This is a genomic window from Tenacibaculum sp. Ill (assembly GCF_051938915.1).
Lineage (GTDB): Bacteria > Bacteroidota > Bacteroidia > Flavobacteriales > Flavobacteriaceae > Polaribacter > Polaribacter larymnensis.
Genome location: NZ_JBPSCW010000002.1, coordinates 1,430,884 through 1,453,881, shown reverse-complemented (window position 1 = coordinate 1,453,881; position 22,998 = coordinate 1,430,884). Strand labels below are relative to the sequence as shown.

The following is a 22,998-nucleotide window of genomic DNA, read 5'->3' as shown; positions in this document are numbered from 1 at the left end:
AATATGCATAAAAAAACCTGCTTTTAGCAGGTTTGATTTTATTTCCTCTTTTGATTTAAAGGAACTGGTCTTTCTTGTTTTACTACTGGTTTTCCGTGTAAATCAAAATCACCAGCTTCAAAAATTTCTATATCAATAAACTCACCTAGCTTAATATAATGTTCACGAGCATCCACAATTACGTCATTATCTACATCTGGAGAATCAAACTCAGTACGTCCGTAATAGTATTCTCCATCTTTTCTATCAAATAAACATTTGAACGTCTTTCCTATTTTCTCTTGATTCAATTCCCAAGAAATTTGAGACTGCACTTCCATAATTTCGTTTACACGTCTGAACTTTACATCAGCAGGAACATCATCTTCTAAGACATACGCTCCTGTGTTTTCTTCGTGAGAATATTCAAAAGCACCTAAACGCTCAAAACGCATCTCTTCTACCCAATCTTTCAATTCTTGAAACTGTTCTTCAGTTTCTCCTGGATATCCAACAATTAACGTTGTACGAATTGCCATGTTTGGCACTGCTTCACGAAACTTATGAATCAATGCTGTGGTTTTTTCATGTGTTGTACCACGCTTCATCGATTTTAAAATCTCCGTATTGATATGCTGCAATGGAATATCTAAATAATTACAAACTTTTGGTTCGTTCTTCATTACTTCTAACACATCCATTGGAAAACCAGTTGGAAAGGCATAGTGTAAACGAATCCATTCAATTCCATCAACTTTTGCCAATTCTTTTAATAAATCCGCTAAAGCACGCTTTTTATAAATATCTAATCCGTAATAGGTTAAATCTTGCGCGATTAGCATAATTTCCTTAATCCCTTTTTCCGCCAACTTCGTAGCTTCGGTAACCAAATCTTCTATTGGAGTAGATTTATGTTTACCACGCATTAACGGAATGGCACAAAACGAACACGGACGATCGCAACCTTCTGCAATTTTTAAATACGCATAGTGTTCTGGAGTTGTAGTTAGACGCTCACCAATTAGCTCATGCTTATAATCAGCTTCTAAAACTTTTAATAAGTTTGGTAAATCGTGTGTACCAAAATACTGATCTACATTCGTTATTTCAGCTTCTAAATCTGGTTTGTAACGCTCACTTAAACAACCGGTAACAAACACTTTATCTACTTCACCTTCTTCTTTCTTCTGTGCGTAGTGTAAAATAGTTTCTACACTCTCTTCTTTGGCTTTACCGATAAAACCACACGTATTAATTACTACAATATTACCATCGTCATTTTCATCTTCATGAACCACTTCTTTACCATTGGCTTTTAACTGCCCCATTAACACTTCACTATCGTAAACGTTTTTTGAGCAACCTAAAGTAACTACGTTAATTTTGTTTTGTTTTGTTGTTTTGGTACGCATACTATAAAAATTCGGTGTGCAAAGATACGTTTTAATTGAACTTCTTTAACTTTAAACCCTTAAAAATTAGTTTGATTCTTAGCCTTACTTTAGATAACTTCGCTGTTATTGAACTTTACATAAAAAAATGAACGAACTAAAAAGATTGCTACATGACTTAATTGGACTTACTGAGAATGAGTTTCAAATATTTTATAATCGATTAGAAAGAAAAGAATACAAAGCAAAAACATTAGTTATTAAAGAAGGGAGAAAAGCGAAGGATTTATACTTTATTGAATCTGGTTTTTTTAGAACTTTTAAAAATATAGAAGGTAAAGAGTTTACAACCTATTTTTCTTGTGATAACCAGTTTATAACAGTTTTTGATAGTTTTATATACCAAACTCCTTCCCTTGAGTTTCTAGAAGCTATTGAAGACAGCGTAGTTTATAAAATTTCTTTTGATAGTTTAACTCAATTATATAAAGAATCTCCCAATTTTGAGAAATTTGGAAGAATTTTAGCTGAGCAAAATCACCTTTGCGCACAACAAAGAGCTCTAACTATGCAAACAAAATCGGCTAAGAAAAAGTATCTAGATTTTATTAAAAATTACGATAAAAAAATTGTTTTGAGAGCTCCTCAATATCAAATTGCTAGTTTTCTTGGTATAGCTGCTGAATCTTTGAGTAGAATTCGAAAAGAGGTTGTCATTTCCTAACATTTGTCAAGATAAAAATAGTTTTCCCTCATTTTCTTTGTCTTTATAAATTATAAAAACAAATACAATGAAAATTGCATCATTAGTAAAATACGCTACATTATTAATCTTACTCATTTTTATAACCAGTGTTACTTTTAAATCGTGTTCAATTAATCCAGAAGCTTGGTCTCCTCTCACACCTCCTAAGTTAGTAGGCGCACTTCTTGAAAATGAGCTCTTAAGCTCAACCCAACACATCGACTTAGACGGTTGGTATGGACCTGAGGATATTGCTGTAGATAAGCAAGGAAACCTATATTGTGGTGTACATATTTCTGAAACAGATTTTTCAGATGGTAGAATTTTAAAAATTGACACATCGGGAAAAGTTTCTGTGTTTTGTAATACTGAATCTTGGGTTGCTGGTTTACATTTTGACAGCAATCAAAATCTAATTGCTTGTGACTTAGAAAGAGGTTTAATCAGTGTAGATAAAAAAGGGGAAATTACCACTTTAGCAAGTGAAGATGAACATGGAAACAAATTTTTAATTCCGAATGATGTAGACATTGCTTCGGATGGAATTATTTATTTTACCAATACTTCTTCAAAACTCCCTTTTAGCAAAACCCATATTTGGAAATTGTTAATGGAAGCAAAACCCGATGGAGGTCTTTATAGTTACAACCCTAAAACCAAACAAGTAAAAACACTTATAGAGGGTACTTATTTCGGAAACGGAGTTGCTGTTTCTCAAAATGATGACTTTGTTTTAATGGTAGATTTAGCAAAATACAGAATCCTAAGACACTGGTTAAAAGGCAGTAATAAAGGAACAACAGATGTTTTTCTAGACAACCTACCTGGTTTTCCTAATGGAGTCTCTAGAAGAGTCGATGGTAGCTTTTGGCTTGGTTTTTCAACTAAAAGAGATTCTTCTTTAGATGAAATACATTCTAAACCTCTTGTAAAAAAGTTAGTTTATGGTCTTCCTCTATTTTTACAACCTAAAGTAGCTCGCTATGGAATGATTATGCATTTGAGTGCTAATGGAGAGATTTTAAAAACTTATTATGACACAACTGGTAAAGTTGTGTCAGAAGCTAGTTCAGTTGAAGAGCATGAGGGATATCTTTATCTCGGCGGAGATGTGTCTGGTTATATTGGCAAATACAAATTAGAAGATTAAAATAAAAACTCCCAAATTGGGAGTTTTTATTTTATATGTAGTCCTATTAATAATAATCAACAGGAGTCTTTCTTACTTTTGTTAGTTGTTCAAATGTATACCCTAGCTGCAATAATTCTTTTTCAGTAAAAGGCTTCCCTATAAACGTTAAACTAACAGGTTCTCCTGAGTTTTTGTATCCCATAGGAACTGTTAATGTCGGATACTTCGCTACTGCTGCAATACCAGAATGATAATTATTAATAGATAGAATAACATCTAAATTTTGCGTTTTTAAATCTTGTAAAAACTTTTTACCATTAAAACTTAAACTATCTTTTACGACTTCTAACTGTACTAAAGTTGTTGTGTCTTTTACTATTCCTTCAAATAGCTGTTGTCCGTAAGGAGCTCTTTTAATAGAATCTTTTTTGTTGTATGCAACTACATCTTCTATGTCTTTTACTGTTAGCTTTTTGTTTGCATAAGTAGATAGGTACTTTGGTAAATCATGTTTCATATCTATATTCAGCAGCGTAATAAATCCATCAAATGATATTTCTGGTGGAGTTATCTCTATAATTTCTGCTCCAGCTTCTTGTAACTTTTCTACACTTGCTTTATAGATAGAATCTGTTAATATAGGTTTTAGTACTCCTATTCTTTTTCCTTTAATTGTGTAGCTTTCATTAAGCAATTCTTTAGGTTTAAAATCTTCTATTTCTAAAGAAGCAGCATCTTCATTATCTTTACCTAGCATTGCTTCAAATAAAATAGCATTATCTACTATGCTTTTAGTCATCGGTCCTGGTGTATCTAACGTACTTGAAATCGGAACAATTCCTGAGCGACTTAAAACACCAATTGTTGGTTTTAACCCAACTACTGAGTTTTGACTTGATGGTGAAGTTATAGACCCTGCTGTTTCTGTACCTACAGCAGCTACTGCATAGTTAGCTGCTACTGAAACTCCACTTCCTGAACTTGAGCCTCCTGTTTCAAAAACTTTTCTTCCATAAGGATTTAAGGTTTGCCCTCCTGTAGCGCTATAACCTAACGGGCAATCTTCACAAAAGAAATATGCCCATTCACTTAAGTTTACTTTTCCTAAAATCAACGCTCCTGCTTCTTTTATTTTTTTAACAATAAAAGCATCGCTATCGGTTAAATTGTTTTGTAAGGCTACAGCTCCTGCTGTAGTTATCATTCCAGCTGCATCAATATTATCTTTTATTAGAATAGGAATTCCACTAAGCGAATATTCATTAACTTCTTTAGCTTCTTTATCTTTTGCTCTCGCTTCTTCTAAAACTTTTGGATTTAGTGATATGATTGCATTCAAATACTTTGTGCTATCACTTTCATATTTTCGAATTCTATATAAATAGAATAATGTTAGTTTTTCGTAGGTGAGTTTTTTATTTGTTATGCTTTTTTGAATAGTTGGAATATCTTTTTCTAAAATTAATGATTTTAGTTGTTGATATTCTTCTTCTGAAAATTTTGATAACTCCTTTTCAAAAGGTTTGAATTCTTTATTTAAATCTAAAAAATTAGACTGTAGTAGCTTAAACTGCATTCTCTTCTTTTCATGCTCTTGCTGTGCTTCTATTTCTGAAGATTCATCATACTTTTTAAAGTACAATTTACTGGGTGTTTGCTTGCATGAATTAATAAATAAAGTGATTAATAGTAATAGTAGTATTTTTCTCATGGAGTCAAGTATTTGATTATCAAATGTAATTATAAAAAACGAAAAAATTCTTTTCCTTTAAAAAGAAGCTTTCTCGTATATGAATTCAAATAACTTGCGGTTTACTAACTTTTACTTGGAGTAGTTGTTTACTACAAAATCTCCCCAATCTGCAATAGACTGCACTACTGGAATCAATGTTTTTCCTAAATCAGTTAAAGAATATTCTACTTTTAAAGGAGGTTTTGATGTATACACCTTTCTTTTAATTACTCCGTCCTCTTCCAACGATTTTAACTGCAAGCTGAGCGTTCGTTCTGTAACCATTGGAATTTCTTTTCTTAATTCACTATAACGAAGTGTTCCTTTTATTAAATGAAAAAGAATAACAGTTTTCCATTTCCCTCCAATAATTCCCATGGTAAGACTTGTGCAACAAGGAAACTCTTTTCCTTTAAATTTAAGTGTTTTAGATGTTTGTACCTCCATAATTTATACTATCCTTTTTGACCGTTATTGCAAAGATAAAATACTATAATTACTTTTGCTACTATAATTTTTATAGTTTAATTAAAAAAATAGAATATGAGCTTTATAACATCAATGCAACAACGTTATACTACCAAAAAATACAATGCTTCAAAAAAAATTGAATCGGAAAAAATTAAAGAGTTGCAACAGGTTTTACAACTAAGTCCTTCATCAATAAATAGTCAACCTTGGAAATTTATTTTTGTTTCTGATGCTGATACTAAGCAAAAACTTTCAGAGGTATCTTGGCTAAACACTAGTAAGGTTCTTGAAAGCGATACTGTTGTGGTGTTTAACAGAATTAATGACGTAGCATTATTTGAAAAACAAATTGAGGAAGAACTACCAGAAGGAGCTGTAAACTACTATAAAGAGTTTATAAAACCAAAACCTGAAGAAGAGATTAAAGCTTGGTTTGATAAGCAGGTATATTTAGCTTTAGGAGTCTTTTTAAGTGCTTGTGCTGAAATGGGAATTGATGCTACACCAATGGAAGGTATTGAACCTGAAAATTATGACAAAATTTTGAATAACGAAGGTTATTCCACTCTTGTTGCTGTAGCTATAGGCTATAGAGATGAAGAAGACTCTAACCAACCTGATAGAAAACCTAAATCGAGATTAACTCTTGATAAGGTTATTGAGACAATTTAAAAAATAAAAAAAACTCCCAAATTGGGAGTTTTTTCTATGATTGTTTCCTGTCTTTTCGGGAATAATGTTACTTAAAGAAAGAATCTACAAATTCGTGTTTATTAAACACTTGTAAATCATCAATACCTTCTCCTACTCCGATATATTTAACTGGAATTTGGAATTGATCTGAAATACCAATTACCACTCCTCCTTTTGCTGTTCCGTCTAATTTTGTTACTGCCAATGAAGTAACTTCTGTTGCTTTAGTAAATTGTTTTGCTTGTTCAAAAGCATTTTGCCCTGTTGAACCATCTAATACTAACAATACATCGTGTGGTGCATCTGGTATTACTTTTTGCATTACACGCTTTATTTTTGTTAGCTCATTCATAAGGTTTACTTTGTTATGTAAACGTCCTGCTGTATCAATAATGATTACATCTGCATCTTGGTTAACTCCTGACTGAACAGTATCAAAAGCTACAGAGGCTGGGTCTGATCCCATTTCTTGACGTACAATTGGTACGTCTGTTCTATCTGCCCAAACTTGTAACTGGTCTATTGCTGCTGCTCTAAACGTATCAGCTGCTCCTAAAACCACTTTTAAACCTTTCTTTTTAAATTGTGAAGCTAGCTTACCAATGGTTGTTGTTTTTCCTACTCCATTAACTCCTACAACCATCAAAACATATGGTTTTTTATTAGCTGGAATAGTAAACTCTGTTTCGTCACCAGTATTTGTTTCAGATAACAAACCTGCTATTTCTTCACGTAAGATTTGGTTTAACTCATCTGTACCTAAATACTTATCTTTAGATACACGCTCTTCAATTCTATCAATAATTTTTAAGGTAGTTTCTACACCTACATCTGACGATACCAATACTTCTTCTAAATTATCTAATACATCATCATCAACCTTTGCTTTTCCTGCAACTGCTTTTGATAATTTAGAGAAAAAACTTGTTTTGGTTTTTTCTAACCCCTTATCTAAGGTTTCCTTTTTCTCTTTCGAGAAGATTTTCTTAAAAAAACTCATTCTTAAATTTTATAATCGCTTACATAGGTTAAAAACTATACCGTTTTATTAATACGGTCAAATTGTCATTACTCTTGCGTTAGGGATTGAGGCATTTGTTGAAGCTCTCCCGATACTTCGGGAAGCGACTGCCGAAAGCCCGACCCGCTAGGGGTAACGCCCAACTTATACTTATGTTGTTAATACAAACGTGTAAATATAAAAAAAGCTACTCTCTAATGAAAGTAGCTTTTCTTTAAACTGTATACAAGAATTACTTTTTTGCTAAAAAGTCGCTTACTTGTGTTGGATCCATAATAGCTTCAACAAAAGTGTAAGCTCCAGATTTAGGAGACTTTACCATTTTGATAGCTTTGGTTAATCTTTTCGAACCTGTTTGTAACGATGCTACTGATTTCTTTGCCATTTTATATTAAAGTTTACGCCGTAGCTTATTATTTAATTTCTTTATGAACTGTCATCTTCTTTAAGATTGGATTAAATTTCTTTAATTCCATTCTATCAGGAGTATTTTTTTTGTTCTTTGTTGTAATATAACGAGAAGTTCCTGGTTGACCAGAAGCTTTATGCTCAGTACACTCTAAAATTACTTGAACTCTGTTTCCTTTTTTTGCCATCTCTCTAAAATTTTATCTAGTAAGGAATTATTTAGTTAAGAAACCTTTTTCTCTAGCTTCTTTAATAACCGCAGAGATTCCTTTTTTATTAATATTTTTTAATGCAGAAGCAGATACTTTTAAAGTTACCCATTTATCTTCTTCTGGAATATAGAAACGCTTAGTCATTAAATTAGCGTTAAATCTTCTTTTAGTTCTATTTAAAGCGTGAGATACATTGTTACCTACCATCGCTTTTTTTCCTGTTAATTCACAAACTCTAGACATCTTCTTGACAGTTTTTAGTGTTATTTCTAAACGAGGTGCAAATTTATGCATTTTAATTTACTGCACAAAAATATTCTCGATTAAATTTTTAATTAATTTTAATCTTTTCAAAACTAGGTTCAGCATCTAACCTATTTGGAAGCGTAACGGGCGCAAAAATACTAATTTATTTTAATATGGCAGCCTGTAATAGTTCTAAAGATTTGGTTACCGTTCTATTAATAACTTTTTCTCTCGGTTGCCCAAAATTAAACTCATAAACTTCCACTCCGTTTTTCGTTGCTATACCAATATACACCAAGCCTACACTTTTATCGTTATGATCAGTTGTTGGGCCTGCATTTCCTGTTACAGCGATGGCATAATCTGTTTGTAATTTTTCTAAACATCCTTTAGCCATTTCCTTTGCTACCTCTTTACTTACCACAGTAAACTTATCTATTGTTTCTTTAGAAACCCCAAGTAGTTGTTGTTTTAACGCTGCTGTATACGTAACAAATCCACCCATAAAATAGGATGACGCCCCTGAAACGGAAACAATAGTTGACGCTATTTTTCCTCCTGTTAAACTCTCTGCAGTAGCTACGGTTTTACCATATTGTTTTAACAATATCCCTACCTCTTTTTCTAATGAGGTTTCATTATCATCACCTACAATTATCTCAAGAATTAATTCATATAGTGCAGCAACCTGCTTCTCCATCTCTTTCGCTAATAAATCTTCATCGTTTCCTTTAGCTGATAATCGTAAACGAACACTTCCGTAAGATGGTAAATATGCTAATTTTATAAAATCAGGTAAATTATCTTCCCAATCAGAAATTCTTTCAGCAATAATTGTTTCACCTGTACCTACTGTCATAATGGTTCGGTGTAAAATAAATGGCAATTTAAAAGTAGACTGTAACTTTGGTAGTACATCATACTTCATTAATCCTTTCATTTCATAAGGAACTCCAGGAAGTGACACAAAAACCGTATCGTTTTCATAAAACCACATTCCGGGTGCGGTTCCTAAACGATTCATTAATAAGGTTGCTTTTGATGGAAGCTGTGCTTGGTATTTTTGAATTTCGTTGAATGGGTGATTAACTTTTTTGAATAAATATTTAATATTATCAATCACCTCTGGATATTCAACAATCTTATCGTCTTGAAAATATTCAGCAATTGTTTTTTTTGTGATATCGTCTCTAGTAGGCCCCAAACCTCCAGTTATTATCACAATATCTGCTCTACTTTCTGCTTCTTTTAACGCATTTAATATGTGTTGTTTTTCATCCTGAATTGAGGAGATTTGATAAACCGAAATTCCAATTTTATTAAGTTCTTGACCAATCCATTGAGAATTGGTATCTACAATTTGTCCGATAAGAATTTCATCTCCTATCGTAATGATTTCTGCATTCATTTATATATCTAAAAAAGAATCCCGCCGAAGCGGGATATATTTTATTTTACTTTTATTTGAAAAGCTTGTTTTCCTTCAATAGTTCCTGTTAAAATGTCATTCTCAGCCACCTTACCAACACCTGCTGGTGTGCCTGTAAAAATAATATCTCCTTTTTTCAACGTGAAATATTGCGACACATAACTAATCAATTCATCAATTTTCCACAACATACTAGATGTATTTCCATCTTGCACAACCTCATCGTTCTTCTGTAATTGAAATGACAAGTTTTCTAAGTCAAAATCTTCTTTTGGAAAAAACTCTCCTACTATAGCACTACCATCAAAAGCTTTTGCTTTTTCCCAAGGCAATCCTTTTTCTTTACATTGCGCTTGTACATCACGAGCTGTAAAATCAATCCCTAATCCAACAGTGTCGTAATACTTGTGTGCAAATTTTGGAGAAATATGTTTTCCTACTTTGTTTATTTTTACCAATACTTCTACCTCATAATGAATATCATTTGAAAATGGTGGAATGAAAAATGGCATTTTCTTAGGAAGAATAGCCGAATCTGGCTTTAAGAAAACGACTGGGTTTTCTGGTCTTTCATTTGCTAATTCTTCTATATGTTTTGCGTAATTACGCCCTATACAAATTATTTTCATAAGCCCCTTTTAATTTCCCCAAAGGGGAAAAATCATACTCTTTTATTTTTATAATTTACTCAAACTAATCCCCTCCCTTTGGGAGGGTTAGGATGGGCTTTTAAGGTATCCAAGTTTTAGGAAAATTTGGCTTACGTTTTTCTAAAAACGCATCACGTCCTTCTTTAGCTTCATCCGTCATATATGCTAAACGAGTTACTTCTCCTGCAAATACTTGTTGCCCTACCATTCCGTCATCCGTTAAATTCATTGCAAACTTTAACATTTTAATAGAGGTTGGTGATTTTGCTAAAATTTCTTGTGCCCAATCAAAAGCTGTTTGCTCTAACTCGTCATGAGGAATTACTGCATTTACCATTCCCATTTCATAAGCTTCTTGTGCTGAGTAATTTCTTCCTAAGAAAAAGATTTCACGAGCTTTTTTTTGTCCTACCATTTTAGCTAAATAAGCAGAACCATATCCTGCATCAAACGAAGTTACATCTGCATCAGTTTGTTTAAAAATAGCATGTTCTTTACTTGCTAAGGTTAAATCACAAGTTACATGCAAACTATGTCCTCCACCTACTGCCCAACCTGGAACTACACAGATTACTGCTTTAGGCATAAAACGTATTAAACGTTGTACTTCTAAAATATTCAAACGGTGGTAACCATCATCTCCAACATATCCTTGATGTCCACGTGCATTTTGATCTCCTCCAGAACAGAAACTCCAAACTCCATCTTTTGTTGATGGTCCTTCAGCTGATAATAATACAACTCCGATATTGGTATCTTCATGTGCGTCATGAAATGCATCTAATAACTCTGAAGTAGTTTTTGGTCGAAACGCATTACGTACATTTGGTCTGTTAAATGCTATTCTTGCAACGTTGTGTGACTTTTTATAGGTAATATCTTCGTACTCTTTGGCAACTTTCCAGTCTGGTTGTATCATAATTTTAAAATATTGTCGTTATTTAGTTGTACAAAAATAACATAATAACTTTATTTTTCTTTTCTATATTTGAACGATATAATTTACCCCTAATATGAAACAAGTTTATTTATTATTTACCTTATTAATTAGTACTAGTCTTTTCTCTCAAAAAGTTGTTACTCAAAATGTCAATTCAAAAGAGCTAGGAAAAGATAGAAACATAAAAGTCTACCTTCCTAAAGGATATGATGTAGATGAAACCACTAATTATCCTCTAGCTATTGTTTTAGGTGATGAGTACCTTTTTGATTTATATGTAGGAAATGCTAAGCTTTATGCAAATGTAGATAAAGCGCCTAGACAAATTGTGGTAGGAATTGATATGAAAAACACTTATGGAAAAGATATTTCTATTATACCATCTAATAATTCCTTAACAAGTACTGGTGTACATTTTTTTAATTTTATTAAACATGAATTGATTCCTTTTATGGAAGGGAATTTTAGAACTTCTCCTTTTATGACAATTGTTGGTGAAGGAAAGGCTGCTAATTTTATCACTCATTATTTAAAGGATGAAAAGCCAGTTTTCAACTCATATATCTGTATAACACCTGACTTTCCTCAGTTTGCTCCTGCAATAATGGAATCATACTCTCTTAACAGACTAGGTTCTATAGATAACACTTACTTCTTGTATACAAGTAATAATAAAAAGTATATTGATACTAAGCAATATAATAGATTTAGTGATATTAGAACTTTGTTAACATCTTATGAAGCTAAAAACTTTAATGTTACTTTTGATGAATTTGATTCTTCTCCTAGCTATTTAGCTATGATTGGAGAAACTATTCCTAGAGCTTTTACACAAATGTTTAGTTTATATTCTAAGATTACTAAAGAGGAATATGAAGCTAATGTAAAAGATCTAGCTCCTTTAGATGCTATTAAGTACGTTGAGAAAAAATATTTAGACATTCAATATTTATACGGTTCTAACTTAAATGTTCGTTTGGATGATATTTTTGTTATTGAAGATATTGTAATTGACAGACAAGATGGTGATTACCTTAGAGTTTTAGGTGATTTTGTAATGATAAAGTATCCTGATTCTCACATGGGTGATTTTTACATAGGTAAGTATTACGAGTTAGGAAAGGATTATGAAAAGGCTGATTTTTACTATAAAGCTGCTTATGGTAAGATGGATCCTTCTGACCCTAATGCAAATGCTTTTTACGAAAATATTAAGCGTGTAAACGATTTAATGGGAAGTAAGAAGAAAGAAGAAATTAAAAATAATGACGAGGAAATTATTGAAGAACAAGAGGAAGAAGGACAAGAATAGGTTATTTTAACACTATTCTGTCTTCTTGTAATTCTATTTTTTTACTCTTATACAAGCTGCCAATAGCTCTCTTGAATGCCTTTTTACTCATTTGTAAGTGAAATTTAATTGATTCAGGAGAGCTTTTATCTGTTAATAATAAAAAGCCTTTTTCTTCTAACTTTTTAAGTATTTTTTCTATATCTGAATCAATTACATTTTTAAATCCTTGTGGACGTAATGATACATCTATCTTTTCATCCTCACGTATCTTTTTAATGTACCCTACTGTTCGCATTCCTTCTTCTACATCACTAAAAACTTCATTATTATATAGCAAACCTTCGTAAGCTTCATTAATCAAAACCGTATAACCTAACGCGGTTTGAACTCCGATAACTAAATCTACCTTATCACCTTCTTTTAATTCCATCTTATAAGTTTTTAAAATAGTTTTTTAAAACTACATCATTTATTTCTTTTGGAGTAAAAACCTCCATTATTTTTGGTTGATTCGATTCTGAATAAAACGAAGTCAAACTTGTTTGCAAGCTCTTTAAATCTTTTACTTGAACATATTCAAAACCATACGTTTTTGACAAGTACTCTGCTGTTAAATTATGTGGGGTTTCAAAATACTCAGTCGCATTTGTTGTTAACGGTCCTGGGATATATCTAAAAATACCACCTCCTGCGTTGTTTAAAATAATAATTCTAAAATTCTTCGGAATATTTGTATTCCATAACGCATTGCTATCGTAAAAGAAACTTAAATCTCCAGTTATAAATACCGTTTGATTTTTTGAAGCAAATGCAGCTCCTACAGCTGTACTAGTACTCCCATCAATTCCACTTGTTCCTCTATTACAAAATACTTGCAGTGTGGAGTTCACATCAAACAATTGCGAGTATCTGATTATAGAACTGTTACTAATTTGTACTTGTGAATTATCAGGAATATTATTTAAAATGATTTCAAAAGATTTTAAATCCGAATATTCACAATTTTTCAAATATTCTTCATGCTTAATAGCTCTAAGTTTTTTCTCTTCCAGCCATCTTGTTTGATAATTACTTTCAACATTTCTCTTTTCCTCAGAGAGTTCTGTTAAAAATGTAACTGGTTTTATCTTTATAAACTCAGACAAACAATGATAGGTATCCATTGCTTTTAACTCATCAACATGCCAATGATGTTTTGGTTGTAACTTTCGTAAGAATTGTTTTATTCTTTTTGATATTACCATTCCACCTAAAGTAACTAATACTTCAGGTTGTAGTTCTTTATACTCGTCTTCAGTTAGCTTAGATATTAATTTATCAATACTATTAATGAATTTTGAATGGTATATATTTGATGTTGTTTCTGTAAACACTAAAACAGAAGTATCTTCAGCGTACACATTCAATATTTTTTGAAGTTCAGCATCTGGAAAACTACTTCCTACCAAAATCATTTTTTTAGTTGAAGTATTCCATATAGAAGTTAATTTGTTTAAATCAACAAACTGATTCTTTTTGCTAGCAATAACACTTGAAAAATCAAAAGGTGTTAGTTCTTCTACCGTTTCGTATAAAGGCTCATCAAACGGAACATTTATATGAACTGGCCCTTTTTGAGTGATTGAAGTTTGCAATGCTTCAATTAATAAACTGATATTATTTTTTAACTGACTTTCTTCTTCAATCAAATTAGCAGAAAACAAAATATGGTTTTCAAACACATTTTCTTGGCGAATAGTTTGTCCGTCACCAATATCAATTAAATGTTTAGGTCTGTCTGCTGAAATTACAACTAATGGAATGTTACTATAAAAAGCTTCTGCTATCGCAGGATAATAATTCAACAAAGCTGACCCTGAAGAGCATACAATAGCTACAGGTTGTTGCTTTTGTTGTGCTATTCCCATTGCAAAAAAGGCTGCACAACGCTCATCTACCACACTTAATGTTTTTATTTCTGGGTGATTTGAAAATCCGACAGTAAGTGGTGCGTTACGAGAGCCTGGAGAAATTACAACAGTATCAATATTAAATTGATTACATGCTGAAACTACTAATTGCGCGAGTTCTTTTTTTGGGAACATTTATTTTTAAGTTAAAAAATGTCATTTCGAAAAAACGAAAAACCTTTTTGATTAAGTAGATTTTTCACTTCTGTCGAAATGACATTGTATTTTTTCCAACTAAAGTTGGTTAGTTTCCTTTTTTATAATCTGCTAAAAATTTAGCTAAACCAATATCTGTTAAAGGGTGTTTTAATAATCCTTCAATAGCACTTAAAGGTCCAGTCATAACATCAGCACCAATCTTAGCACAATCAATAATGTGCATAGTATGACGTACAGATGCTGCTAAAATCTCTGTTTCAAATGCGTAATTATCAAAAATCTGACGAATTTCAGCTATTAGATTTAAACCATCTGTAGAAATATCGTCTAAACGACCGATAAACGGAGATACATACGTTGCTCCTGCTTTTGCAGCCAATAATGCTTGACCTGCAGAGAATACTAATGTTACATTGGTTTTTATTCCTTTATCAGAAAAATATTTACATGCTTTAATACCATCTTTAATCATAGGTAATTTTACTACGATTTGAGGGTTTAAAGCAGCTAACGCTTCACCTTCCTTCACCATACCGTCAAAATCAGTAGAGATTACCTCAGCAGAAACATCTCCTTCTACTATTTCGCAAATTGCTTTGTAGTGATTGATAATGTTATCTTCTCCTGTTATTCCTTCTTTAGCCATTAATGACGGGTTTGTTGTTACTCCGTCTAAAATACCTAAAGCCTGTGCTTCTCTAATTTGATCTAAGTTAGCTGTATCAATAAAAAATTTCATCTGTATATTTATTATGTAGTTGTGTCCTAATTTTTAAATTTTATGAGAGTACAACTCTCTTTAAAACAACGTATAAAACAATATTTTATGCCGTAATTTTCTTTCATTACTAATCTTCTGCGAATTTACAATTTATAATGATTCATTAGTAATTTTTCATAAACTTTATCAGGTAAGATTCTTTTTAATACAATTGAAAATTTCTCCATAAATCCTCCTACTTTATAGTGAATTTTAGGACTCTTATTTTCAATTATTTTATAAATTGCTTCTGCCATAAGTATTGGGTCTGCACCTGAATCAACATGAGCATCCATTAAAGCTAAATTTTCAGCATATTTTTCTTTGTAAGCAGAGTTTTCAAAAACAGGTGTGTGGTATCTTCCCGCAGCAATATTCGTAGCAAAATCTCCTGGAGCTACGTTTACAACTTTAATTCCAAAACTTTTTACCTCCATACTCAACGCTTCTGTTACTAACTCTAATGCTCCTTTACTTGCAGAATAAATCCCTCTAAAAGGTAACCCCATGTAACCTGCTATTGAGGTTGTGTTAATAATCGTTCCTGATTGTTGCTTTCGCATATAAGGTAACACTTCTTTAACGACATCAATTACTCCAAAAAAATTTGTATTAAAGTTATCTTTCATTTCTTCTGTTGGAGTATCTTCAATAGGACCTGTAATTCCTTTTCCTGCATTATTTATTAACACATCAATCTTTCCTTCAGCAGTAATTACTTCTTCTATAGCTTTCTTTATCGACTCTTGATTAGTTACATCTAATGCTACCATCTGAAATGAAGTATTTACTTTTTGTGGATTTCTACTTGTTCCGTAAACTTTGAACCCTCTATCATGTAAATAAGTAGCAATTGATTTCCCTATTCCTGAAGAAGCTCCTGTTATGAAAACTATTTTTGACATTCTTATAATTTTAAGCAAATATCTTAAAGTTGCCTCCAATAAAAAAACTTTAAAACTTATCTTAGCGTTTTATCCATCAAGAACAAATACTATGCATAAAAAAACATTTTCTTTATCAGTTTTTATGACATCTTTGGCAATATTAATTGCTGGATGTTCTTCTTCTACTGCTCAAAAAAGCACATCTTTATTTTCTAAAAGTGAAACATTTACACGCCAAGATTCTTTGCGTGGTTCTATTACTCCAGAAAGATCGTGGTGGGACTTAACATATTACCACCTTAATGTAGCTGTGAATCCTGATAAAAAATTTATTAAAGGAAAAAACACTGTACAATATAAAGTTTTAAAACCTCATCAAGTTTTACAAATAGATTTACAACCTCCATTAAAAATTACCAAAGCAACTCAAAACAACGAAGAGCTAAAAGTTGTTTCTGAAGGCAATGCTCATTTTATTCAGTTGAAATCTCCTCAAAAAAAAGGAGCTATAAATTCTGTTGATGTGTATTATGAAGGAAACCCTAAAGAAGCAATTAGAGCTCCTTGGGATGGTGGTTTTTCTTGGAAAAAAGATAGTAATGGAAATCATTTTGTTGCTACTTCATGTCAAGGGTTAGGCGCAAGTGTTTGGTGGCCAAATAAAGACCACATGTACGACGAGGTGGATAGTATGGCGATTAGTGTTCGTGTACCTAAAAACTTAATGGATGTTTCTAATGGTCGTTTACGTAATATTGAACAACACAATGATAACACAACTACCTACCATTGGTTTGTTGATAATCCGATTAACAACTACGGAGTAAATGTAAATATTGGAGATTACGTGCATTTTTCTGAGAAATACCAAGGTGAAGATGGAGAGTTAGACATGAATTATTATGTGTTACGTGATAATCTTAAAAAAGCCAAAAAGCAGTTTAAAGATGCTCCTAAAATGATGAAAGCATTCGAACATTGGTTTGGTAAATATCCTTTTTATGAAGACGGTTTTAAGCTAGTAGAAGTTCCGTATTTAGGAATGGAACATCAAAGCTCAGTAACCTATGGAAATCAATATAAAAATGGATATTTAGGTAGAGACTTATCTGGAACTGGCTGGGGATTAAAATTTGATTTTATTATTATTCATGAAGCAGGTCACGAATGGTTTGCCAATAACATAACTGATAAAGACATTGCTGATATGTGGATTCATGAAAGTTTTACGGCTTACTCTGAAAACTTGTTCTTAGATTACTATTACGGAAAAAAAGCGTCTGCTGAATATGTTATAGGAACACGAAGTTCTATCCAAAATGACAAACCTATTATTGGTCATTACGATGTTAATAATGAAGGTTCTGGAGATATGTATTACAAAGGAGCTAATATGTTACACACCATTCGTCAATTGGTAAACGATGATGAAAAATGGCGTCAAATTTTACGTGGTTTAAATGCTGATTTTTACCATAAAACAGTAACAACTCAAGAAATTGAACAATACATGATTGAGAAATCTGGAATTGATTTAAGTAAAGTATTCGATCAATATTTACGAACGGTTAAAATTCCAAAATTTGAGTACACAATCAAGAACAAAGAATTAAAATATCGTTGGAATAATGTTGTGGAAGGATTTGATATGCCTTTAAGAATAAACGTTAACGGAAAATCTATACTATTAACTCCAACAGAAAATTGGCAAACAAAATCAATTAATAACAATTCTATTGAGATTGACAACAACTTTTATGTTTATTCAAAGTCTATCTAAAGTAACCTTATGGTTAGACTATTAATAAAAAACTTACTCCTAAACCCAAAAAAGCTGTTCTTAATTGATGGATTAGGAGCAGTTTTATCTGCTTTTTTATTGGGTATTATATTAGTAAAGTTTGAAAGCATCATAGGAATTCCTCCTTCTACCCTCTATTTCCTAGCGGTTTTCCCTTTGTTGTTTGCTATCTATGATTTTTACTGTTACAAAAAAAAGCACAATAACCTTAAATCTTTTTTAAAAGGAATTGCAGTTATAAACCTACTATACTGCTGTCTTTCTATTGGAATAGCATTCTATCACAGAAAAACTATTAGTAACTTAGGATGGACTTATATTATCGTTGAAATCTTTATTATTATCATTCTATCAAATTTTGAACTTACAGTAGCCAAACAACTTGCTAAAAATTAAACATAAAAAAACTCGAACTTTGAAAAGTTCGAGTTTTTTTGATTACTGAATTACCTTAGTAATCTAATCTTTTTAAGTAGTCTAGTTTTTCTTGCCAAAGGTCTAATTGGTCTTTAAACTCTTGGATTCCCTTACGAACATTTTGTACTAAAGGATTATCTTCTGTAGCGTTTGAGATAAAACTTAAATTGTTTTCTAACTGTTGCATTTCGCGTACAGTTTCATCTATTTTCTTTCTAATAAAGAACTGTTCGCTATCTAACTTTCTATAGTCTTCTTGCGATAAATACGTATCAACAACACCTTTAAACTTCATCATTTCAATATCAATTCTGCCCATATCTAATTTATCTAGATGTGCATCCATTGCTTTATTGAATTTTTCGTCTAAGTAACGTGCATTTCTTGGTAAAGCTCCTAGTGCCCTCCAATCTGCTAATGTTTTTTCTACATCTTCTTCTGTAGATATTTCAGCTGTTTTAATTTGTTCTATAAATTCTTTTTTAGCTTCTACTACAGCTAACTGCTCTTTATTTTCTTCATTTTTACGTGCGTGTAACCTATCGAAATAATGATTACATGCATTCTTAAATCGCTTCCAAATATCATCAGAAAACTTTCTTGGCACATGCCCTATTTTTTTCCAATCAGATTGAATACGTTTCATTGTATTGGTAGTTTCACTCCAGTCTTCACTATCTTTTAAGCTTTCAGCAAGCTCTACCAATTCCATTTTCCTTTTTAAGTTCTCATTTTGTGCACTTTTTTCATGCTTATAAAAAGCATTTTTTGCTGAATTAAACTTTTTGGTAGCTGCCTTAAACTCTTGCCAAACTGCTTCGCTTTTACTGTAAGGTAACTTTCCTATGTCAAAGTATTTTTTACGTAGCTTTTCTATTTCTACAATACTTTTTTGCCAGTCGTTATGTGTTTTATTGTTTGATGTATCGTATGCATTAATCTCTGCCGCAACCGCCAGTTTTGCATCAATCATTTCTTGATGTTTAGACTTCAGCTCTCTATAGTGTTGATGGCGTCTATCATGAATTTTTTTAGTAGCTTCACTAAATCTACCCCAAACATCTTCTCTATGTTCTCTTGACACAGGTCCAATGTCTTCTTTCCACATACGATGCAATTCTTGTAACTCTTTAAAAGCCACATTAACATCTTCTACATCACTTAAAGCTTCTGCTCTTTCTATTAATCGTAGTTTTTCTTCTAAATTATGTTTGAAGTCTAACTCTCTAAAATCTTTATTTAAGTGTAGTAAATCGTAAAAGCGTTCTACATGATGATGGTATGTTCTCCAAGTATCGTTGTACTTTGTTTTTGGCACTGCTCCTACACTCTTCCAACGATTTTGAATTTCTTGAAAATCATTATACATCGTTTTAGGGTCAGCATCTTTAATTAAAGTCTTTAACTCTTCAATTAAATTATTTCTTCTCTCTAAATTTTCTTTTAGTTGTTTTTCTAACTGAGAATAGTAAGCATCGCGTTTCGCTTTATACTCACCTAATAAATTATTGTATTCTGTTTTTACTGGGCTAGAAAACTGGAAGTCTATAGAATTTCCTCCATCTGCTAAAAATGCTTCTTTTTTCTTTGCTAATAAAGCTCCAAACTTTGAGTTAAATGCTGTTTTGATAGCATCTACGTTTGATTTTAATTGTTGTATTGGGTGGCTTTTTAGCAGTTTTTTTAATTCATCAACCAATTTCTCTAACTCCATTGAAGCGTAGTCTAGCATTGGAATTTCATGCTTTTCATCTGCTTTTTCAGACTCATTAGCTACTTCATTTTCAACCTCATTAACAGCATTTTCAGTATCGTTATTTGCCTTCGTTTGCTCTTCTGTAATTGGTTTTTCTACTTTCTCTTCGTTATTTTCTAACATATCTACAATGTTTAAGTTCCTTTGATTTAGATTATAAAGATAAGGATTCTTAGAGAATAGCAAATTTTATTTTAGTTTTTAAAATTTTAGCTATCGTTCCATATTTTCCAAGCTTTTTCTGCTTGAAGCTGTAACATCTCTAATCCATTTTTAATAGTTGCCCCTTGCTCTCTCCCTTTTCTTAAAAAAGTGGTTTCTGGCGGGTTGTATATTAAATCATACAATAAATGTTTGCTTGATAAAAACTCATATGGAATATCAGGAGAGTTCTCCACATTTGGGTGTGTACCCAAAGGGGTGCAATTTACAATAACGGTGTACGACTCTATAAGTTCTTTATTAATATCTTGATACGAAATTTGCTTTTTTCCTTCAGGGGTTCTAGAAACATATTTATACTTTATCCCTAAACCTTCAAGTACATAAGCTACTGCTTTTGATGCTCCTCCTGTTCCTAATACCAAGGCTTTTTTATGTCGTTTCTTTAATAATGGTTTTAATGATTTTTTAAACCCATATACATCCGTATTATACCCTTTTAATCTTCCTTTTTTAGTTATTTTAATAGTGTTTACTGCACCTACTTTTAAAGCTTTTTTATCTATTCTATCTAAAAAATTAAAAACATCTAGTTTATATGGAATGGTTACATTCATTCCTTTTAGCTGTTTTTTATTTTCTTTTATTTTTTGAGGAAGCTCATGTATTGATTGAATATCAAAATTGATATACTCATGATTTTTTAAGTCTAGTTTATCAAACTTTTCGGTAAAGTATCCACGAGAAAATGAGTACGAAATATTCTTTCCTACTAAAGCATATAAATGCTTATTTTCTTTTTTGGTCATAAAAATCAATAATTAGTATTAATGCGATTCCAATAATAATGAATCCTATTGAAATCCATGTTTCTTGATTGTTAAAATTGGGAATAAATCTCTGGTAGTTTTCTATAATTTTATTTCCGCTTTGATCAAGCAAAAACACACCTTCTTCTTTTTTATAAATAGTTTCTTTCCATGGCCAAACAACTCCAAGCGATCCAGTGATAAAACCTATAATAATTGCGGTTACAATTTGATGCCATCTTTTTAATACATAACCTAAAACATGTGAAATAGATACAAGTCCAAAGGCTGACCCTGCTGTAAAAACACCTATTATCTTTAAGTAACGAACTTTTACTTGATTATTTAAAACTTCAAAGTTTCCAGACAATAGGTTTGTAATTACACTTCCTAACACGTTTACACTATCTACCAACAACAGTACATAGTTCCCTAGTAATATAAGAATAAATGAGCCTGAAAGCCCTGGTAATGTCATTCCTGAAACTCCTATAATTCCACACAAAAACACAAACCACAAATTATCATTTTCTGTAGCTGGTGTCATAAAACTAATAGAAATTCCAACTGAAGCTCCAATAAGTAACCCTAAAATAGTTTTAGGTTTCCAGTCTCCGAAATCTTTTGATATATAGTAAATAGAGCCTATAATCATTCCAAAGAACCATGACCATACATATAATTGATAATTTCTTAAGAAGTAATCTAAAACAAGGGACACACTGAAGTAGCTAAACATACTTCCAGCCATTACCCATACTAAAAATTGTAAGTTGGTATAACTAGCGAAACTTTTAAAACGCCCGTTAAATAACAGCTTAAAAGCTTTGCCGTTAATTCTTTGAAAAGTATAAATAAGTTCTTCATAAAACCCCATCACAAAAGCCACCATACCACCTGAAACTCCTGGTACTTTATTAGCTCCTCCCATTATTAATCCTTTTAAAAAAAGGTTTATTCTTTGTGATAGCGTGCGCTCTTTATACATGCGGTTTGATTAGAACGCTAAGTTAGTTATTTTCTAGTGCTTTTTTACTGCTAATTTTTCTAGTAATAAAATAAGCCCGAAACCAATTATAGCTAACACTGTTGCATACATTAATTGAGGGTTTCCGTCGTAAGAAAATGGAGAAATAGACAACTCATTAAAAGGCACTTGTTCTCCATGTGAATTGGTTCTGTATGTCAAAACTTTTTTCCAAGGCCAAATTTTATTTAATGAACCTATTATAAATCCTGTTAACACAACTAGAGTAAGGTTTTTATAGTTTTCAAACAGGTATTTTAAAATTCTTGAAAACGTTAACAAACCTACTATTGCTCCTAAACCAACAAATGCAATAGTTGTAAAATCACGGTTATTTACAGCCGCTAAAACTGGTTTATAAGCTCCTAATAAAACCAAAATAAAAGACCCTGAAATACCTGGTAAAATCATAGCACAAATAGCTATCGCTCCTGCTAAAAACATAAACGACATTGAGGAATGTTCAGAGACTAACGGGTTTAAAGTTGTGATATAATAAGCTAATATAGCTCCTAATATTAGTAAAATTCCTGAAGCTAAATTCCATTGAGTAACTTGTTTTGCTATATAAATAACACTTGCTAATACTAATCCAAAGAAAAAAGACCATACTAAAATTGGATGATGTACTAATAACCAGGAAATCATTTTTGCTAATGAAACAATACTAATAAAAATTCCAACAAAAAGAGCTGCTAAGAAATTACCATTTACTTGTTTCCAAGCTGATTTAAGACCTTCATTTTTTAAAGTTTTAAGCAGCTTTAAATTAATATTACTAATAGAACCTAATAGCTCTTCATAAATTCCTGAAATGAATGCAATAGTCCCTCCTGAGACACCTGGAACTACATCAGCAGCTCCCATAGCCATTCCTTTCAATGTGATTACAAGGTAATCCTTATTTGTTCTATTCATAAAATAGTTT

24 protein-coding genes are annotated in these 22,998 nt (G+C 31.8%); 6 read left to right on the top strand and 18 right to left on the bottom strand.

Going from position 1 to position 22,998, the window contains the following annotated elements; all coding sequences use genetic code 11:
* Positions 1 to 38 precede the first annotated feature (38 nt).
* Positions 39 to 1,391: a 30S ribosomal protein S12 methylthiotransferase RimO gene (gene rimO, locus ACTPNM_RS06920; RefSeq protein ID WP_440121126.1), complete on the bottom strand. Its 1,353-nt coding sequence runs from the start codon at positions 1,389 to 1,391 to the stop codon at positions 39 to 41.
* Positions 1,392 to 1,518: 127 nt separating this feature from the next.
* On the opposite strand from rimO, the gene ACTPNM_RS06915 reads away from it, so the two are divergent.
* Positions 1,519 to 2,094 carry a Crp/Fnr family transcriptional regulator gene (locus ACTPNM_RS06915; protein ID WP_440121125.1) on the top strand — a complete coding sequence of 192 codons (576 nt, stop codon included), beginning with the start codon at positions 1,519 to 1,521 and terminating at the stop codon, positions 2,092 to 2,094.
* 67 nt (positions 2,095 to 2,161) lie between these two features.
* Complete coding sequence (locus ACTPNM_RS06910; RefSeq protein WP_440121124.1) at positions 2,162 to 3,265, top strand: SMP-30/gluconolactonase/LRE family protein; 1,104 nt, start codon at positions 2,162 to 2,164, stop codon at positions 3,263 to 3,265.
* Positions 3,266 to 3,311: 46 nt separating this feature from the next.
* On the opposite strand, the gene ACTPNM_RS06905 is transcribed toward ACTPNM_RS06910, so the two are convergent.
* Both ACTPNM_RS06905 and ACTPNM_RS06900 read right to left on the bottom strand, forming a co-directional pair.
* Positions 3,312 to 4,958, bottom strand: coding sequence for an amidase family protein (locus ACTPNM_RS06905; protein WP_440121123.1), 1,647 nt, complete (start codon positions 4,956 to 4,958; stop codon positions 3,312 to 3,314).
* A 111-nt stretch (positions 4,959 to 5,069) separates the two neighbouring features.
* Positions 5,070 to 5,426, bottom strand: coding sequence for a winged helix-turn-helix transcriptional regulator (locus ACTPNM_RS06900; protein WP_274641188.1), 357 nt, complete (start codon positions 5,424 to 5,426; stop codon positions 5,070 to 5,072).
* 96 nt (positions 5,427 to 5,522) lie between these two features.
* On the opposite strand from ACTPNM_RS06900, the gene ACTPNM_RS06895 reads away from it, so the two are divergent.
* Positions 5,523 to 6,122 (top strand): nitroreductase family protein, encoded by a 600-nt coding sequence (locus ACTPNM_RS06895; protein ID WP_440121122.1) that lies wholly within the window; start codon positions 5,523 to 5,525, stop codon positions 6,120 to 6,122.
* 67 nt (positions 6,123 to 6,189) lie between these two features.
* Here ACTPNM_RS06895 and ftsY read toward each other — a convergent pair whose 3' ends face one another.
* The 7 genes from ftsY to ACTPNM_RS06860 all read right to left on the bottom strand — a co-directional run bounded on the left by ftsY (position 6,190) and on the right by ACTPNM_RS06860 (position 11,028).
* On the bottom strand, positions 6,190 to 7,143 hold the full coding sequence (ftsY, locus tag ACTPNM_RS06890; RefSeq protein ID WP_440121121.1) for a signal recognition particle-docking protein FtsY: 954 nt from the start codon (positions 7,141 to 7,143) through the stop codon (positions 6,190 to 6,192).
* A 253-nt stretch (positions 7,144 to 7,396) separates the two neighbouring features.
* Entirely contained in the window at positions 7,397 to 7,549 is a 153-nt protein-coding gene (locus ACTPNM_RS06885) for a DUF4295 domain-containing protein (protein ID WP_274641185.1), read from the bottom strand.
* A 28-nt stretch (positions 7,550 to 7,577) separates the two neighbouring features.
* The gene (gene rpmG, locus ACTPNM_RS06880; protein ID WP_013070733.1) at positions 7,578 to 7,760 is read right to left on the bottom strand and encodes a 50S ribosomal protein L33; all 183 of its coding nucleotides are present in this window, start codon (positions 7,758 to 7,760) and stop codon (positions 7,578 to 7,580) included.
* A gap of 27 nt (positions 7,761 to 7,787) precedes the next feature.
* Complete coding sequence (gene rpmB, locus ACTPNM_RS06875; protein ID WP_047790661.1) at positions 7,788 to 8,027, bottom strand: 50S ribosomal protein L28; 240 nt, start codon at positions 8,025 to 8,027, stop codon at positions 7,788 to 7,790.
* A gap of 166 nt (positions 8,028 to 8,193) precedes the next feature.
* On the bottom strand, positions 8,194 to 9,438 hold the full coding sequence (locus ACTPNM_RS06870) for a competence/damage-inducible protein A (protein ID WP_440121120.1): 1,245 nt from the start codon (positions 9,436 to 9,438) through the stop codon (positions 8,194 to 8,196).
* 41 nt (positions 9,439 to 9,479) lie between these two features.
* A complete protein-coding gene (locus ACTPNM_RS06865; RefSeq protein WP_099216545.1) occupies positions 9,480 to 10,088 on the bottom strand; it encodes a fumarylacetoacetate hydrolase family protein in 609 nt (202 codons plus the stop codon).
* Positions 10,089 to 10,188: 100 nt separating this feature from the next.
* Positions 10,189 to 11,028 carry a 1,4-dihydroxy-2-naphthoyl-CoA synthase gene (locus ACTPNM_RS06860; protein WP_047790629.1) on the bottom strand — a complete coding sequence of 280 codons (840 nt, stop codon included), beginning with the start codon at positions 11,026 to 11,028 and terminating at the stop codon, positions 10,189 to 10,191.
* Positions 11,029 to 11,122: 94 nt separating this feature from the next.
* Here ACTPNM_RS06860 and ACTPNM_RS06855 point away from each other — a divergent pair, with 94 nt between their 5' ends.
* Entirely contained in the window at positions 11,123 to 12,361 is a 1,239-nt protein-coding gene (locus ACTPNM_RS06855) for an alpha/beta hydrolase-fold protein (RefSeq protein WP_440121119.1), read from the top strand.
* 1 nt (position 12,362) lies between these two features.
* Here ACTPNM_RS06855 and ACTPNM_RS06850 read toward each other — a convergent pair whose 3' ends face one another.
* From ACTPNM_RS06850 to ACTPNM_RS06835, 4 genes are all read right to left on the bottom strand, one after another.
* Positions 12,363 to 12,773, bottom strand: a complete 411-nt coding sequence (locus ACTPNM_RS06850) for a DNA-binding protein (RefSeq protein ID WP_440121118.1) — start codon at positions 12,771 to 12,773, stop codon at positions 12,363 to 12,365.
* Position 12,774: 1 nt separating this feature from the next.
* The gene (gene menD / locus ACTPNM_RS06845) at positions 12,775 to 14,427 is read right to left on the bottom strand and encodes a 2-succinyl-5-enolpyruvyl-6-hydroxy-3-cyclohexene-1-carboxylic-acid synthase (RefSeq protein ID WP_440121117.1); all 1,653 of its coding nucleotides are present in this window, start codon (positions 14,425 to 14,427) and stop codon (positions 12,775 to 12,777) included.
* A gap of 109 nt (positions 14,428 to 14,536) precedes the next feature.
* Complete coding sequence (gene fsa / locus ACTPNM_RS06840) at positions 14,537 to 15,190, bottom strand: fructose-6-phosphate aldolase (RefSeq protein WP_440121116.1); 654 nt, start codon at positions 15,188 to 15,190, stop codon at positions 14,537 to 14,539.
* Between the two features lie 125 nt (positions 15,191 to 15,315).
* The gene (locus ACTPNM_RS06835; RefSeq protein WP_440121115.1) at positions 15,316 to 16,116 is read right to left on the bottom strand and encodes an SDR family oxidoreductase; all 801 of its coding nucleotides are present in this window, start codon (positions 16,114 to 16,116) and stop codon (positions 15,316 to 15,318) included.
* 91 nt (positions 16,117 to 16,207) lie between these two features.
* Here ACTPNM_RS06835 and ACTPNM_RS06830 point away from each other — a divergent pair, with 91 nt between their 5' ends.
* Together ACTPNM_RS06830 and ACTPNM_RS06825 are read left to right on the top strand one after the other, a co-directional pair.
* The gene (locus ACTPNM_RS06830; RefSeq protein ID WP_440121114.1) at positions 16,208 to 17,878 is read left to right on the top strand and encodes a M1 family metallopeptidase; all 1,671 of its coding nucleotides are present in this window, start codon (positions 16,208 to 16,210) and stop codon (positions 17,876 to 17,878) included.
* Between the two features lie 9 nt (positions 17,879 to 17,887).
* A complete protein-coding gene (locus tag ACTPNM_RS06825) occupies positions 17,888 to 18,295 on the top strand; it encodes a hypothetical protein (RefSeq protein ID WP_440121113.1) in 408 nt (135 codons plus the stop codon).
* 55 nt (positions 18,296 to 18,350) lie between these two features.
* Here ACTPNM_RS06825 and ACTPNM_RS06820 read toward each other — a convergent pair whose 3' ends face one another.
* The 4 genes from ACTPNM_RS06820 to ACTPNM_RS06805 all read right to left on the bottom strand — a co-directional run bounded on the left by ACTPNM_RS06820 (position 18,351) and on the right by ACTPNM_RS06805 (position 22,988).
* Positions 18,351 to 20,195 carry a DUF349 domain-containing protein gene (locus ACTPNM_RS06820; RefSeq protein ID WP_440121112.1) on the bottom strand — a complete coding sequence of 615 codons (1,845 nt, stop codon included), beginning with the start codon at positions 20,193 to 20,195 and terminating at the stop codon, positions 18,351 to 18,353.
* 86 nt (positions 20,196 to 20,281) lie between these two features.
* Positions 20,282 to 21,043 carry a shikimate dehydrogenase family protein gene (locus tag ACTPNM_RS06815; protein WP_440121111.1) on the bottom strand — a complete coding sequence of 254 codons (762 nt, stop codon included), beginning with the start codon at positions 21,041 to 21,043 and terminating at the stop codon, positions 20,282 to 20,284.
* Positions 21,024 to 22,031: a DUF368 domain-containing protein gene (locus ACTPNM_RS06810; protein ID WP_440121110.1), complete on the bottom strand. Its 1,008-nt coding sequence runs from the start codon at positions 22,029 to 22,031 to the stop codon at positions 21,024 to 21,026. Before ACTPNM_RS06810 ends, ACTPNM_RS06815 begins: the two co-directional genes overlap by 20 nt.
* A 33-nt stretch (positions 22,032 to 22,064) precedes the next feature.
* Positions 22,065 to 22,988, bottom strand: coding sequence for a DUF368 domain-containing protein (locus ACTPNM_RS06805; protein WP_440121109.1), 924 nt, complete (start codon positions 22,986 to 22,988; stop codon positions 22,065 to 22,067).
* Positions 22,989 to 22,998 lie beyond the last annotated feature (10 nt).

Coding starts and splice junctions, on each gene's coding strand:
- ACTPNM_RS06820 (WP_440121112.1), bottom strand. CDS start 20,195: ATGTTAGAAAATAACGAAGAGAAAGTAGAAAAACCAATTACAGAAGAG.
- ACTPNM_RS06895 (WP_440121122.1), top strand. CDS start 5,523: ATGAGCTTTATAACATCAATGCAACAACGTTATACTACCAAAAAATAC.
- ACTPNM_RS06805 (WP_440121109.1), bottom strand. CDS start 22,988: ATGAATAGAACAAATAAGGATTACCTTGTAATCACATTGAAAGGAATG.
- fsa (WP_440121116.1), bottom strand. CDS start 15,190: ATGAAATTTTTTATTGATACAGCTAACTTAGATCAAATTAGAGAAGCA.
- rpmG (WP_013070733.1), bottom strand. CDS start 7,760: ATGGCAAAAAAAGGAAACAGAGTTCAAGTAATTTTAGAGTGTACTGAG.
- ACTPNM_RS06860 (WP_047790629.1), bottom strand. CDS start 11,028: ATGATACAACCAGACTGGAAAGTTGCCAAAGAGTACGAAGATATTACC.
- ACTPNM_RS06885 (WP_274641185.1), bottom strand. CDS start 7,549: ATGGCAAAGAAATCAGTAGCATCGTTACAAACAGGTTCGAAAAGATTA.
- ACTPNM_RS06865 (WP_099216545.1), bottom strand. CDS start 10,088: ATGAAAATAATTTGTATAGGGCGTAATTACGCAAAACATATAGAAGAA.
- ACTPNM_RS06815 (WP_440121111.1), bottom strand. CDS start 21,043: ATGACCAAAAAAGAAAATAAGCATTTATATGCTTTAGTAGGAAAGAAT.
- ACTPNM_RS06900 (WP_274641188.1), bottom strand. CDS start 5,426: ATGGAGGTACAAACATCTAAAACACTTAAATTTAAAGGAAAAGAGTTT.
- ftsY (WP_440121121.1), bottom strand. CDS start 7,143: ATGAGTTTTTTTAAGAAAATCTTCTCGAAAGAGAAAAAGGAAACCTTA.
- ACTPNM_RS06915 (WP_440121125.1), top strand. CDS start 1,519: ATGAACGAACTAAAAAGATTGCTACATGACTTAATTGGACTTACTGAG.
- ACTPNM_RS06825 (WP_440121113.1), top strand. CDS start 17,888: ATGGTTAGACTATTAATAAAAAACTTACTCCTAAACCCAAAAAAGCTG.
- rpmB (WP_047790661.1), bottom strand. CDS start 8,027: ATGTCTAGAGTTTGTGAATTAACAGGAAAAAAAGCGATGGTAGGTAAC.
- ACTPNM_RS06830 (WP_440121114.1), top strand. CDS start 16,208: ATGCATAAAAAAACATTTTCTTTATCAGTTTTTATGACATCTTTGGCA.
- rimO (WP_440121126.1), bottom strand. CDS start 1,391: ATGCGTACCAAAACAACAAAACAAAACAAAATTAACGTAGTTACTTTA.
- ACTPNM_RS06835 (WP_440121115.1), bottom strand. CDS start 16,116: ATGTCAAAAATAGTTTTCATAACAGGAGCTTCTTCAGGAATAGGGAAA.
- ACTPNM_RS06810 (WP_440121110.1), bottom strand. CDS start 22,031: ATGTATAAAGAGCGCACGCTATCACAAAGAATAAACCTTTTTTTAAAA.
- ACTPNM_RS06905 (WP_440121123.1), bottom strand. CDS start 4,958: ATGAGAAAAATACTACTATTACTATTAATCACTTTATTTATTAATTCA.
- menD (WP_440121117.1), bottom strand. CDS start 14,427: ATGTTCCCAAAAAAAGAACTCGCGCAATTAGTAGTTTCAGCATGTAAT.
- ACTPNM_RS06870 (WP_440121120.1), bottom strand. CDS start 9,438: ATGAATGCAGAAATCATTACGATAGGAGATGAAATTCTTATCGGACAA.
- ACTPNM_RS06910 (WP_440121124.1), top strand. CDS start 2,162: ATGAAAATTGCATCATTAGTAAAATACGCTACATTATTAATCTTACTC.
- ACTPNM_RS06855 (WP_440121119.1), top strand. CDS start 11,123: ATGAAACAAGTTTATTTATTATTTACCTTATTAATTAGTACTAGTCTT.
- ACTPNM_RS06850 (WP_440121118.1), bottom strand. CDS start 12,773: ATGGAATTAAAAGAAGGTGATAAGGTAGATTTAGTTATCGGAGTTCAA.